This is a genomic window from Roseomonas sp. E05 (genome assembly GCF_030063475.1).
In the GTDB taxonomy this organism is placed as follows: Bacteria; Pseudomonadota; Alphaproteobacteria; order Acetobacterales; family Acetobacteraceae; genus Pseudoroseomonas.
In genome coordinates, this window is sequence record NZ_JASIRT010000019.1 from 38,451 (window position 1) to 50,077 (window position 11,627).

12 protein-coding genes are annotated in these 11,627 nt (G+C 71.9%); 4 read left to right on the forward strand and 8 right to left on the reverse strand.

From position 1 onward, the window contains the following. Nucleotides 1-285 carry a hypothetical protein gene (locus QMO56_RS17505; RefSeq protein ID WP_283527775.1) on the reverse strand — a complete coding sequence of 95 codons (285 nt, stop codon included), beginning with the start codon at nt 283-285 and terminating at the stop codon, nt 1-3. Nucleotides 286-448: 163 nt separating this feature from the next. Between QMO56_RS17505 and QMO56_RS17510 the strand changes: the two genes are divergently transcribed. From QMO56_RS17510 to thiE, 3 genes are all read left to right on the forward strand, one after another. Next, nucleotides 449-877 (forward strand): hypothetical protein, encoded by a 429-nt coding sequence (locus QMO56_RS17510; protein ID WP_283527777.1) that lies wholly within the window; start codon nt 449-451, stop codon nt 875-877. Nucleotides 878-940: 63 nt separating this feature from the next. Further along, the gene (locus tag QMO56_RS17515) at nt 941-1,864 is read left to right on the forward strand and encodes a class I fructose-bisphosphate aldolase (RefSeq protein ID WP_283527779.1); all 924 of its coding nucleotides are present in this window, start codon (nt 941-943) and stop codon (nt 1,862-1,864) included. Further along, nucleotides 1,864-2,532: a thiamine phosphate synthase gene (thiE, locus tag QMO56_RS17520; RefSeq protein ID WP_283527781.1), complete on the forward strand. Its 669-nt coding sequence runs from the start codon at nt 1,864-1,866 to the stop codon at nt 2,530-2,532. Before QMO56_RS17515 ends, thiE begins: the two co-directional genes overlap by 1 nt. Nucleotides 2,533-2,540: 8 nt before the next feature. Here the strand turns inward: thiE and QMO56_RS17525 are convergent, their stop codons facing one another. The 7 genes from QMO56_RS17525 to QMO56_RS17555 all read right to left on the reverse strand — a co-directional run bounded on the left by QMO56_RS17525 (nt 2,541) and on the right by QMO56_RS17555 (nt 9,210). Next, entirely contained in the window at nt 2,541-3,026 is a 486-nt protein-coding gene (locus QMO56_RS17525; protein WP_283527783.1) for a cupin domain-containing protein, read from the reverse strand. A 70-nt stretch (nt 3,027-3,096) separates the two neighbouring features. Next, a complete protein-coding gene (locus QMO56_RS17530; RefSeq protein WP_283527785.1) occupies nt 3,097-3,726 on the reverse strand; it encodes an ATP-binding cassette domain-containing protein in 630 nt (209 codons plus the stop codon). Beyond that, nucleotides 3,723-5,402, reverse strand: coding sequence for an ABC transporter permease (locus QMO56_RS17535; protein WP_283527787.1), 1,680 nt, complete (start codon nt 5,400-5,402; stop codon nt 3,723-3,725). Before QMO56_RS17535 ends, QMO56_RS17530 begins: the two co-directional genes overlap by 4 nt. Before the next feature lie 15 nt (nt 5,403-5,417). After that, nucleotides 5,418-6,686, reverse strand: a complete 1,269-nt coding sequence (locus QMO56_RS17540; protein ID WP_283527789.1) for an ABC transporter substrate-binding protein — start codon at nt 6,684-6,686, stop codon at nt 5,418-5,420. After that, nucleotides 6,683-7,732, reverse strand: coding sequence for a radical SAM/SPASM domain-containing protein (locus tag QMO56_RS17545; RefSeq protein ID WP_283527791.1), 1,050 nt, complete (start codon nt 7,730-7,732; stop codon nt 6,683-6,685). The genes QMO56_RS17540 and QMO56_RS17545 overlap by 4 nt, the downstream gene beginning before the upstream one ends. A 72-nt stretch (nt 7,733-7,804) precedes the next feature. Continuing rightward, nucleotides 7,805-8,485, reverse strand: coding sequence for a glutathione S-transferase family protein (locus QMO56_RS17550; protein ID WP_283527793.1), 681 nt, complete (start codon nt 8,483-8,485; stop codon nt 7,805-7,807). Between the two features lie 14 nt (nt 8,486-8,499). Beyond that, nucleotides 8,500-9,210 carry a glutathione binding-like protein gene (locus QMO56_RS17555; protein WP_283527795.1) on the reverse strand — a complete coding sequence of 237 codons (711 nt, stop codon included), beginning with the start codon at nt 9,208-9,210 and terminating at the stop codon, nt 8,500-8,502. A gap of 242 nt (nt 9,211-9,452) precedes the next feature. Between QMO56_RS17555 and QMO56_RS17560 the strand changes: the two genes are divergently transcribed. Further along, nucleotides 9,453-11,627 carry an EAL domain-containing protein gene (locus QMO56_RS17560; RefSeq protein WP_283527797.1) on the forward strand — a complete coding sequence of 725 codons (2,175 nt, stop codon included), beginning with the start codon at nt 9,453-9,455 and terminating at the stop codon, nt 11,625-11,627.

Below are 11,627 nucleotides of genomic sequence, written 5' to 3' on the forward strand. Positions count from 1 at the left end.
TCAGCTCTCCTCGCTGCTAACGTCCCCCGGCATGGCGGGGCTTTCGGGTATACCCGATTCGGGTGCCATGACACCCTGCTCGGCCGGGGAGACGGATGCCGTGCCCTCGATCTCGGCCAGCGCGCCGCGCAGCCGCTCCAGGGTTTCCTCCAGCCGCGCGGAGAGCGCAGCCACGGCCTCGGGCGGAACACCTGCGGATTGGATCGGGCGCGCCGCGAGTGCCGCCGCCAGTCTCTCCACCGCCTGCTCCAGCCGGGCCGCTGCCTCGCCTACGCTCTCACTCATGCTGCCGCCCTTGCTCGCGCCGTGCCATTCATTGCCAGAGGCTTTACGCGGCGGGCGCCGCCAGGGTCAACGTCGCCCGCTGTCTGAAGGCTGCGCCGCAGTCTCGGAAACATCCTGGAAGAGTTGCATGAAAGCGGTCCGGCCGCCAGCGAGGCGGGGAGTGATGGTGCGGAGCGCGGAACAGGTCGCGCTGGCGCTGCGCACGGCGGAGGCGCTCGGCCGGAGCGAGGCACTCCCCCTCGTCTCGCCGCCCGGCGCGGCGCGCTGGCTGGGCGCGCCCCTGTTCCTGGCCATGGTGGCCGAGGGGGCCCGGCAGGCGGCCGAGGGGCGGCCTCCGGCGCCGCTGCCGGTGCTGGACTGCCGCACCGCGCCCGGCCTGGCACTGGCGGCGTTGCGTGCGGGGCTGCCCGTCGTGGTGCTGGAACCGGAATGTCCCGCCTTCGCAGCGGCCGAGGCCGTGGCGAGGGCCCTGAACGCCGCCATCTGGCCCGCGCCGCCGCCCGCGGTCGACCTTGGGCCTGGCCGGGCGACAGCGCCCCGCACACATCTCCGTTTGACCCGCTGGCTGGCGGCGGAAGAACCAGGGGGGTGATGGTGACAGCGCCGTAAGCCTCGGCTAAAGCCCGGACACCGCGCCGATACGGAAGGAATCACCATGAAGCTCACGCGCCGCGTGAAGGAAATCCTCTCCTGGTATGAGAGCGACAACCCGGGCACCAAGGCGAACCTCGCCCGCATCCTGATGGAAGGCAAGCTCGGCGGCACCGGGCGGCTGGTGATCCTGCCGGTGGACCAGGGCTTCGAGCACGGCCCGGCCCGCAGCTTCGCGCCGAACCCCGCCGCCTATGACCCGCGCTACCACTTCGAGCTGGCGATCGAGGCCGGGCTCTCCGCCTATGCCGCGCCGCTCGGCATGATCGAGGCCGGCGCCGCGACCTATGCCGGCGCCATCCCGACCATCCTGAAGGTGAACAGCTCCAACAGCCTGTCCACCACCAAGGACCAGGCCGTGACCGGCACCGTCTCGGACGCGCTGCGGCTCGGCTGCTCGGCGATCGGCTTCACCATCTATCCGGGCTCCGAGTACCAGTTCGAGATGATGGAGGAGCTGCGCGAGCTGGCCGAGGAGGCCAAGGCGGCCGGCCTCGCCGTCGTCGTGTGGTCCTATCCGCGCGGCCCGAACCTGGACAAGACCGCCGAGACGGCGCTCGACATCTGCGCCTATGCCGCGCACATGGCCGCGCTGCTCGGTGCCCACATCATCAAGGTGAAGCCGCCGACCGAGGCGATCTCGCTCGACGCCGCCAAGAAGACCTACGAGAAGAGCCCGGTCCCCGAGATCGGCACCCTGGCGGGCCGCATCAAGCACGTCACGCAGGCCTGCTTCGGCGGTCGCCGCCTGGTGGTCTTCTCGGGCGGCGAGGCCGGCACGGCGGAAGCCATGGTCGAGATGGCCAAGGGCATCCATGCCGGCGGCGGCAACGGCTCGATCATCGGCCGCAACACCTTCCAGCGCCCGAAGGAAGAGGCGCTGAAGCTGCTGTCCGACATCATCGCCGTCTACAAGTCGTCCAACTGATGGCCGCGTCCGCCAAGGCGGATGCGCATGGCGGCAGCGGGTCTCCCCGCTGCCGTCTCTACCTGATCACGCCCCCTGCCCTCGACCCCACCCGCTTCGCGGGCGAGCTGGCACGGGCGCTGGATGCGGGCGATGTCGCCGCTGTGCAGCTCCGCCTCAAGGAGGGGGATGACGACACGCTGCGCCGCGCGATCGACGCGCTGCGCCCCGTCGCGCAGTCCCGCGACGTCGCCTTCCTGCTGAACGACCGGGCCGATCTCGCCGTGCAGACGGGCTGCGATGGCGCCCATCTCGGCCAGACCGACGGCGACCATGCGGCGGCGCGCAAGCTGCTCGGGCCGGACCGCACCCTCGGCATCACCTGCCACGGCAGCCGGCATCTCGCGATGGAAGCCGGCGAGGTCGGGGCCGACTACGTCGCCTTCGGCGCCTTCTTCCCGACCCTGACCAAGGCCGTCGAGCACCAGGCCGAGATCGGGCTGCTGGAATGGTGGTCGGAGATGTTCGAGCTGCCCTGCGTCGCCATCGGCGGCATCACGGCGGCCAATTGCGGCCCGCTGGTGCGGTCGGGGGCGGATTTCCTGGCCGTGGTGGGCGCCGTCTGGAACCATCCCGAGGGCTCCGCCGCCGGCGTACAGGCCATGAACGCGGCGATCGCCGCCGCCTGAGCCCCCCCTCAGGGCCGGCGCGGCACGGCCTCGCCGCTCACGGGGCAGGCCGGCGGGTCCGGCAGCCGCGCGATGCGCGCGCGAAGCTCCGCCACCTGCCCGACGACGCCGCGGTGCTGGTCCGGCTGCTGCCCCGCGGGATAGGCGCCCACGACCAGAAGGTCCTCGCTGGCCTCCAGGCACTGATGACCCGTGCCGGCGGGCAGCATCACCACGTCGCCCGCCTCCAGCTCGAAATCCTGCCCCGCCTCGCCGCCCAGCCGCACCCTCACCCGCCCGCTGACGATGGCCAGCGCTTCGTGCGCGGTGGTGTGGAAATGGACATAGGGAAAGATGCCGTTGCGCCAGGCGGGCGGCCAGCCATGGCTGGCGAACAGGGCCTCCGCCGCCGCCGGCTCCCCGGCTGGCACCGCGGACCGATAAAGCCGGACCGGCAGGCGTGGATTGTTGGGAGCGTCCGGTTGATTCGTCAGCCAGACATTCTCTGATCGCAAAACGAATCTCCATTGCAGTGTTCGGGAGGCGAACGGTCAGGCACGAGCCGGGGTTGCGCTCAAGGCTGCGCTACCCCAGGCGCAGCACCGGGCCGCCCGCCGCCTCGGCATCGGCGGCGTCATGCGTCACCAGCAGCACCGGCAGGCCGCGCGCCGCGGCGTGGTCCAGCACGAAGCGGCGGAAGCGGCCGCGCAGCGCGGCGTCCAGCCGGCCGAAGGGCTCGTCCAGCAGCAGGGCGCGCGGCCCGGCCAGCAGCACGCGCAGCAGCGCCACCCGGGCCCGCTGGCCACCGGAGAGGCTGGCCGGGTCCCGCTCCGCAAAGCCCGGCATCTCTGCCTCCGCCAGCGCAGCGGCGATGCGCGCCCGGCGCTCGGCGCGCGGCAGCCCCCGCAGACCGAAGCCCAGATTGCCGCCCACCGAAAGGTGCGGGAACAGCAGGTCGTCCTGGAACAGGATGCCGAGGCGGCGGCGCTCCGGCGGCAAGGCAGTGAGGTCCGCGCCGTCGAGGCTGGCACGCCCCTGCCCCGTCAGCGCCGGATCGAGCGTGCCGCAGAGCCAGGCGAGCAGGCTCGACTTGCCGCAGCCGCTCGGCCCCATTAGCGCCGTCACCTGGCCAGGCGCCACTTGCAGCGAGAGCGGCGGAAACAGCATCCGCCCTTCCAGCCGCAGCACCACCTGCTGCAGCACGAGGCCCCTCATACCGCGCGCAGCCCGGCGCGGCGACGCCACACCCAGCGCGGCAGCAGAAGCACGAGGGCGTAGCAGGCCAGCGGAATGGCCGCCTGCAGCGTGGCGAAGACGCCGAGCACCCGGCGGTCCCCGCCGGAAGAAAGCGCCAGCGCCTCGGTGGTCAGGGTGGCGAAGCGGCCGCCGCCGGCGAAGAGCGTGGCGAGGTATTGCCCGACGCTGACGGCGACCCCGACCGCCGCCGCCGCCAGCAATGGCCGCAGCAGGACCGGCAGCTTGACCGTGCAGAGCACGCGCAGCGGCCCGGCGCCGAGGGCCGCCGCGCTGCGCGCCAGGCGCGGATCGAGCGCCGCCCAGGGCGCGGCCAGCACCAGCAGCACATGGGGGAGCACGAAGACCAGATGCGCCCAGAGCACCGCCGGCAGGCCGCCATCCAGCCCGAGTTGCAGCAGCAGCACCTGCAGGCCGAAGAGGAAGCCGGTCTGCGGCAGCAGCAGCGGCAGATAGCTCAGGCCGAGCAGCCAGGGCCAGGCAGCACGGCCATGGCGCGCCACCGCCTCCAGCGCCGCCCCCGCCAGGGCGAGCGCCAGCAGGGTAGCCGGCAAGGCCACCCGCAGGGTGGCTCCGGCCAGGGCGAGCAGCCCCTCGCGCTGCGCCGCCCAGGTGCCGAGGTCCAGCCGACGCGGCCAGAGGTCGGGAAAGCGCCAGGGTCCGGCCACCGACCAGAGCAGCACGGCTCCGAGGCTGCCCACTGCCAGCAGCAGCAGGACCGGCAGCAGCAGCGCGCCCAGCCGGACGGCGATCGCCCCGGAGGTCGCGCCGGAGCCCGCCCAGTGCCGTCCCGCCCGCCCCGCCAGCGCAGCCACTCCCTCCCACAGGGCCATCGCCGCCAGGGTCAGCGCCAGCAGCAGGATGGCCGCGGCGGCGGCGGGAAAGGTCATGGCGAGGTCGCGGTCCAGGAACCAGCGCACCGGCAGTACCGCCAGCGGCGGCGGGTTGCCCGGCCCGAGCAGCAGCGCCATCTCCACCGTGCCCAGCGAATAGGCCAGCACAGCGTGAACCGGCAGCCGGATCTGCCGATAGACCAGCGGAAAGACCACCTTCAGCCAGGCGAGCGGCGCCGGCTGGCCCAGCAGTCGCGCGGTGGCCATCAGCCGTGCGGCGGGGGTCTGGTTCAGCGCGGCAAGGCTCATCAGCAGCAGCCAGGGCGCTTCCTTCAGCGCCAGGCCGAGCAACAGCGCCAACCCCCAGGGATCGTTCACCGTGGCAAGGTCCGGCGGGCGGTCCAGGCCCAGCAGGGGCGCGAGCAGGCGGGCGAGCAGGCCGCTCGGCGCCGCCAGCGCCAGGAAGCCGACGCCCATGGCCAGATGCGGCGTGGCCAGCAGCGGCGCCAGCCAGAGCTGCACCCGCCGGAACAGTGGCCGGTCGTGGAAGGCGGCGCAGAACAGCGCGACAGAGAATAAGGAGAGCGCCGTGGCACCGAAGCCGCTCGTCAGCGTCAGGCGCAGCGCCGTACCGAGACCCGGGGTGGCCAGCAACTGGCGCCAGGGGTCGAGGCTCCAGCCGGCTGCGCCGAGCGCCGGGAGATGGCCGAAGGCCGGCAGCAGCGTTCCCGCCAGCCCGGCGAGCACCGGCAGCAGCACCGTGCCGACCAGCAGCAGCACGGGCAGGCAGGCAGGCAGCCGCACCGGCCTGCGCTCAGCTCAGGGCCCGCCGCCGGCGGTGCGGCGCTCCCACTCGGCGGTGAGGCGCGTCATCCAGCTCGGATGCGGCTCGGGCAGCGGATTGCCCAGCTCGGCGGCGGACGGCATCCCCGGCAGGCGGGGCAGGTCCCTGAAGCGCTGGCGGTCGCCCGGCCCGAGGCGTTCGAGGTCGAGCACGGGCGGGCTTCCCAGCCTGCGGGGGTCGGCCGCCTCGGCCTGCGCCTCCGGGGAGAGCAGAAAGTTCGCCACCACCATCGCCGCCTCCGGCTGCGCGGCGTTGAAGGGCACGCCGACGAAGGAGCAGTTGCCGATGGTGCCGCCCGCCAGCACGTAGCTGCGCACGGTCTCCGGCAACAGGCCATCGGCGATGGCGGCCGGCGCCTCGGCGGGGTTGAAGGCGATCATCAGGTCGATCTCGCCATCGTTCAGCAGGTTGCGCTGCGCGGGGCCGCTTTCCGGGAAGGTGCGCCCCTGCCGCCAGAGATGCGGCCGCAGCGCCCGGTACCACTCCCAGAGCGGCGCGGCGAGCATGGTGAAGTTGGCCTCGGTGGCCGGGCGGGCCAGCGCGGCGGGGTCGGGCACCATCTCGTAGAGCGCCTGCTTGAGGAAGGTGGCACCCAGGAAGTCGCGCGCGTTGGGATGGGTCAGCCGGCCGGGATGGGCGCGCGCCCAGTCGGGCATGGCGAGCATCGCGCGCGGTGGGTCCGGCAGGCGGGCACTGTCATGGATGAACACCACCTGCGCCATCCGCCAGGGCGCCGCCAGCCCCTCCACCGGCACGGTGAAGTCGGTGACGGTGGCCGGCTTGCCCGCCGTGTCCACCAGGGCGAAATTCGGCAGGGCGTCGGTGATGGCACGCAGCAGGCCCTGCTGCTTCATCGCCAGGAAGTTCGGGCCGTTGATCCAGACCAGGTCCACCGCCCCGCCCGAGGCCTGGCCAGCGGCACGCTCCGCCACCACCCGCGCCACCGCCTCAGCGGTGTCGCGCAGGCGGATGTGGCGCAGGCGGATACGATGCTGCGCCTCCATCCGCCCGGCGGCCCAGGCAATGAAGGCGTTGGTGCGCGCATCGCCCGCCCAGGCATGGAAATTCACCGACTGGCCGGCGGCGCGGCGCAGCAGCCGCTCCCAGGGCGTCGCGGCCGGGATTTCCTCCCGAGGCGGCGCGGCCGGCATGTCCGTCGCATTGGCCGCGCGCGCCGGGCCGGCCCGCAGGGCGGCGGCCCATCCGGCCAGGGCTGGCGCCAGCGCGCGACGTGGCAGCCTCATGCCGGTACCACCCGGCGCGCCTGCCGCGCCGCCGCCACCCGCTCCGCCAGCACTTCCTCATGGAAGCGGTCGCAGCCGATGCAGAGATTGGCGTAGGGCTGGCCCCGCGGCGTCACTGTGTACGATTTCGCAATGAAGTCCTCCGCCGACCAGCCATCCGCCAGACCCATCCGCTCCGGCTCGCCGCGGCTGATGGCCGCATAGGCCGGATCGTCCCGCAGACTCTCCAGAATCTCCAGCAGCGGCTCCTCGGTGAGGTTGCCGAGCGGCAGCCGCGTCTTCAGGCAGCAGGGATAGACGGAGCCGTCCGGCTCGATCGAGACTTCCGCGCCGGCCTCTCCGTGCCGCAGGAAGTTCAGCCCGCCGGACCAGCGGTTGCAGAAGTTGTCGGCCAGGGTGGCGGTGGAGAGGCCGTTCTCCCAGGCGCGGCCGCGCGGCCAGAGCTTGCCGATCCAGCTCTCCGGCGTGGCGCCGAAAAAGGAGAAGACCGGTCCCTCCTCCTCCAGCGCCTTGCGATTCTGCACCGCGATTCCCGAGGGGCGCATCCCCGCCGCCTGCAGCATCGCCGAGAGCCGCTGGCGCCAGGCCTCCTGTTTCGCCGTGCCCTCCATGCCGACATGGAAGTCGTCCAGCCCCGCGACCGAGATCATCCAGACGCCCCGCGCCAGCAGCTCCTCCACGATCGCCGGGGTCAGCAGGTCGCCGGTGGTCTGCACCACGATCTTCACCCCGCCCTGCCCGGCATAGCGCGCCCGCAGCCCCTCGATCACGGGGTAGGTCACACGCTGCCGCACCCGGTTGAGCAGCGCCTCGCCACCGGCCAGGATGACGCGGCCGGGCTTCTCCGGCCGCTCGCCACTCTCCGCCGGGGCGTCGCGCCAGGTCAGGCGCGGCGGCAGGTTCTCCAGCACCAGGCGGCTGTTGCGCTCGGCCTCCGCCACCACCGCCTCCAGCGCCGCGCGCGCATAGGGGCGGAAGCGCGCCTCATAGCAGTGGCGGCACTTGCGGTGGCAGGCCCAGCAGGCCACCCAGTAGATCGACTCCATGGGAGACTCCTCGCGGCGGGACGTGGCGGGGATGTGGGGTGGCGGGCCGCCGGCGCAGCAGCCCCGCGCCGATCACGTTCCGCAGGAGGGCGTGGCGCGCGCCAGGCCGTCGAACAGGTCCAGCATCCGCTCGCGCCACTCGGCCACCGGGTCGCCCGGCTCCAGCAGCGCCAGCCGCGAGACGACCCGCGCCCATTGGAAGCCGCCGAAGACGGCATAGTCGCCATAGGCCGGCGCCTCGCCGCCGAGGAAGGACTGCTCCCGCAGGGTGGCGCGCAGCGGCTCCAGGGCGGCGCGGAAGGCCGGCAGGCGCTCCTCGCGCCCTTCGGTGACCTTCTCCAGCCGCATGCCGAAGCGGGCCTCCCGGCTGGCGCGGAAATAGGCCTGCTGGCCTTCCCCCAGCCATTGCGGGATATCGCTGACAATCAGCCGGACGAGCTGCGCGTTCAGCACCGTGTCGGCCCAGGCGGCGATGAAGCGGCTGGCCTCCGGCGTGCCGGGGAACAGCGCCGGCCGGTCGGGGTAGACCCGCTCCAGATATTCGGCGATGGCCCAGGAGTCGAAGACCACCTGGTCGCCATCCCGCAGCACCGGCACCTTGGCCTGGCCGGAGAAGGCGATGCTCTCCACCTCGGTGAAGCGCCAGGGCTGGCACTCCGCCTCCAGCCCCTTGTGCGCCAGCGCCATCCGGGCCCGCCAGCAATAGGGGCTGAAGCGGCGGGCCGGATCGCTACCGGCCAGCTCATAGAGCATGCGCGCCATGCGGATCAGCGGCCCTGGGTGCTGGCGGCTGTCTGGCCGAAGAGCACGCCGCGCGATTCGGCGCTGACGGTCGGGGCGGCATTGATCTCCTGCGCCCGCGCATAGGCCCGCTGGGTCGCCGGCCGCTCGCGCACCGCCGCGAACCAGCGCGCCAGGCTGGGGAAGTCCTCCAGCTTCTGGCCCTGCCGCTCATGCGGCACGATCCAGGGATAGATGGCCATGTCGGCGATCGAATAGGCCTCCCCCGCGACGAACTCGCGGTCGGCGAGGCGGCGGTCCAGCACACCGTAGAGGCGGTTGGTCTCCTTCACGTAGCGGTCGATCGCGTAGGGGATCTTCTCCGGCGCATACATGGAGAAGTGGTGGTTCTGCCCGGCCATGGGACCGAGCCCGCCCATCTGCCAGAACAGCCATTGCAGCACCTCGGCCCGGCCGCGCACCTCGCTGGGCGGCGGGACGAAACGGCCGATCTTGTCGGCGAGATAGAGCAGGATGGCGCCGCTCTCGAACAGCGGGACCGGGGCGCCGCCGCCCGCCGGCTCGGTATCCACGATGGCGGGGATACGGTTGTTCGGCGCAATGGCCAGGAATTCCGGCCGGAACTGCTCGCCTTTGCTGATATTGACCGGAATCAGGCGGTAGGGCATCCCCGCCTCCTCCAGGAACATGGTGACCTTGTGCCCGTTCGGGGTGGTCCAGTAGTGCAGCTCGATCATGGCAGCGCCTCCATTGGCCCGCGCGGCGGACCTGCCCAGACGCTAGGGCGCGGGATGCGGCGCCACAAGCCAGGGACGCCGGGGACACGCCATGGCAGGGGCGCATCACTGCGCTGGGCGTGACATTCCGTGCATCTTCATGGCTGCCCGGTTATCTTTTTATTCGAAAAGAGGTGCGGCCTAAATTTTCCTGTTAGGGTGCAAGGAATGCAACACCAGGCGCAGGCAAACTGCGAAGCGTAATGGCGACAATCCTGATTCTGGACGACAGGACGACCAACCGGCATATCTTCTCGCGGCTTGCGCAGTCCCTGGACCAGGGTATTCAGGTGAAGGCATTCGGGGACCCGGCGCTGGCGCTGGACTGGCTCCGGGAGCATGGCGCCGATCTGGTCGTCACCGATTTCCGCATGCCCGGAATGGATGGAGCCGAGTTCACGCGCCGGCTGCGGGCCCTGCAGCAGGAGCCCACGGCGGCGGACATCCCGGTCATCGTCATCACCGCCTATAACGACCGCTCCTACCGGCTGGAGGCGCTGGAGGCCGGCGCGACGGACTTCCTGCTGAGCCCGGTGGACCATTGCGAGTTCCTGACGCGGGCGCGGAACCTGCTGCGGATGCGCGAGCAGCAGCAGATCATCCAGCGCCGCGCCGCCACGCTGCAGCAGGAGTTGGAGGACAGCACCCGCTCCCGCGAGGAGCTGCTGCGCGACAGCCGCCAGGCGCTGGCGCAGGTGATCGACACCGTGCCCGCCCTGATCAGCGCCGCCGACCGGCAGGGCCGCTGCGTCTTCGTCAACGCGATGCAGGCCCGCTTCGCCGGCGCCAGCCCGGAGACGCTGGTCGGGCACGACGTATCGCTGCTGTTCGGACCCGAGCGGGCCGCCCACTACCGCGCGCTCGACAGGCTGGTCTTTCGCAGCGGGGAGGCACTGCCGGAGCGGGAGGAGGAAGCCACCGGCCCCGACGGCACCCCCCGCAGCTTCCTCACCAGCAAGGCGCCCTTCCGAAACGCCCGGGGGGAGATGGTGGCGGTGCTGACCACCGCAATCGACATCACCGAGCGCAAGCAGGCCGAGCGGCGTCTCGGCCATATGGTTCAGCATGATGCCCTCACGGGCCTGCCCAACCGCATCGGCCTCGACGAGCGCCTCCGCCGGGAGCTGGCGCGCGGCCGGCGCGGCGACCACTTCTTTGCCCTGCTGCTGTTCGATTTGGACCGCTTCAAGGCGGTCAATGACGCGCTCGGTCACCATATGGGCGACGCATTGCTGCGCAGCGTGTCGCAGCGGCTGCTGCAGGCGCTGCACCCCGGCGAGACCCTGGCGCGGCTTGGCGGCGACGAGTTCGCCATCCTGCAGACCGAAATCGCCGGCGCAGAGCAGGCGGCGGCACTCGCCCAGCGGGTGATCGCTGCCCTCGCCGAGCCGTTCCTGTGCGAAGGCCACAGCCTCTCGGTCAGCGCCAGCCTCGGCATCACGATGCACCCGCGCGATGGCGCCGAGCCGGACGAGCTGCTGCGCAACGCGGACCTCGCGATGTACCGGGCCAAGGCGGAGGGCCGGAACGGCTGGCGGTTCTTCGCTGCCCCGATGGAAGCCCATGCGCGGCAGGTCATGCAGATCGAGGCCGATCTCCGCCAGGCGCTGGCCCGTGGCGAGCTGGTGCTGCACTACCAGCCCCAGGTGGAACTGTGCAGCGGCCGCATCGTCGGCGCCGAGGCGCTGCTGCGCTGGCAGCGCCTCGGCATGCTGGTGGCGCCCGGCGCCTTCCTCTCGGTGGCGGAGGAAACCGGGCTGATCGGCCCGATCAACGAATGGGTCATGGGGGAGGCCTGCCGGCAGGCGGCCGCCTGGTGCGCCGCAGGGCTGCCGCGCCTGCGCATCGGCGTCAACTTGTCGCCAGTGCAATTCCGCCATCAGGATGTCCCTGCCATGGTGCTGGCCGCCCTGGAAGAGAGCGGACTGGACCCCAGGCTGCTGGAGCTGGAGCTCACCGAGGGCATCCTGATGAACCAGGGAGAGGAAATGGCGGCCACCCTCCAGAGCCTGCGGGACCGCGGCGTCCACCTTTCGGTGGATGACTTCGGCACCGGCTACTCCTCATTCAACTATGTGAAGAACTTCCCGGTGGACCGGCTGAAGATCGACCAATCCTTCGTTGGTGGCATGACCAGCGAACCCAACAGCGCCGCCATCGTCCGCACGATCATCGAGCTGGCGCACACGCTCGGCCTGCAGGTGGTGGCGGAGGGCGTGGAGACCGAGGCGCAGCTCGAGGCGCTGCGCGCCGAGGGCTGCGACGAGGTGCAGGGCTACTACTTCAGCCGTCCCCTGCCGGCGGAAGCCTTCACCCGGCTGGTGCAGGCCGGATTGACGCCGGCCACATCCCTGACGGCGCCGAATCCGAAGGCGTGA

Coding starts and splice junctions, on each gene's coding strand:
- QMO56_RS17555 (WP_283527795.1), bottom strand. CDS start 9,210: ATGATCGAGCTGCACTACTGGACCACCCCGAACGGGCACAAGGTCACC.
- QMO56_RS17545 (WP_283527791.1), bottom strand. CDS start 7,732: ATGGAGTCGATCTACTGGGTGGCCTGCTGGGCCTGCCACCGCAAGTGC.
- QMO56_RS17560 (WP_283527797.1), top strand. CDS start 9,453: ATGGCGACAATCCTGATTCTGGACGACAGGACGACCAACCGGCATATC.
- QMO56_RS17510 (WP_283527777.1), top strand. CDS start 449: ATGGTGCGGAGCGCGGAACAGGTCGCGCTGGCGCTGCGCACGGCGGAG.
- thiE (WP_283527781.1), top strand. CDS start 1,864: ATGGCCGCGTCCGCCAAGGCGGATGCGCATGGCGGCAGCGGGTCTCCC.
- QMO56_RS17515 (WP_283527779.1), top strand. CDS start 941: ATGAAGCTCACGCGCCGCGTGAAGGAAATCCTCTCCTGGTATGAGAGC.
- QMO56_RS17550 (WP_283527793.1), bottom strand. CDS start 8,485: ATGCTCTATGAGCTGGCCGGTAGCGATCCGGCCCGCCGCTTCAGCCCC.
- QMO56_RS17540 (WP_283527789.1), bottom strand. CDS start 6,686: ATGAGGCTGCCACGTCGCGCGCTGGCGCCAGCCCTGGCCGGATGGGCC.
- QMO56_RS17530 (WP_283527785.1), bottom strand. CDS start 3,726: ATGAGGGGCCTCGTGCTGCAGCAGGTGGTGCTGCGGCTGGAAGGGCGG.
- QMO56_RS17505 (WP_283527775.1), bottom strand. CDS start 285: ATGAGTGAGAGCGTAGGCGAGGCAGCGGCCCGGCTGGAGCAGGCGGTG.